The following is a 421-nucleotide window of genomic DNA, read 5'->3' as shown; positions in this document are numbered from 1 at the left end:
AAGACTATAAAATAGTTGCAGAAATCTTAACGTGCTGTTTGGCTTGAATATTCGGTCGAATATTTAATAAAAGGAAAATATAAGAATGATTTTGCAAACACCCGGCAGGTTGCCAAGACTGGCAAGCATGATATTGAATGGTTTATTTTCGGCGACGTTTTTTGTTGTTGTTGCCGGACTAGTAATTTTTGCTTTGGAGTTCGACGATATTTCAGCAATCGCATTGTTGATTGATCTTGGGGGTTATATCAACGATCTGGTGTCGGATGATTTCAACGTCATGGCGATTGTTGGTTTTGTTGGCATTCTAGTGTTGCTTTGGTCGGTGACCGATTACCGTCTTACCGGAGCAACGCAGGGAGCGCTCGGCCATAACGCGCTGAAACTGAAAGTGCTTTCAAAGTCGGGCTCTGCGGCGACT

At 43.2% G+C, this 421-nt stretch carries 1 protein-coding gene; it reads left to right on the top strand.

The genetic code is table 11. The features are described 5' to 3' along the window. Positions 1-85: 85 nt before the first annotated feature. The coding region (locus tag D0817_RS26745) for a hypothetical protein (RefSeq protein WP_134737803.1) at positions 86-421 on the top strand (336 nt) is incomplete at its 3' end.

The sequence above is a fragment of the Flavobacterium cupreum genome (assembly GCF_003996965.1).
In the GTDB taxonomy this organism is placed as follows: Bacteria; Bacteroidota; Bacteroidia; order Flavobacteriales; family Flavobacteriaceae; genus Flavobacterium; species Flavobacterium cupreum.
Note: the sequence above shows the minus strand (reverse complement) of the source record. Positions and strands in the feature narration are given on the sequence as shown.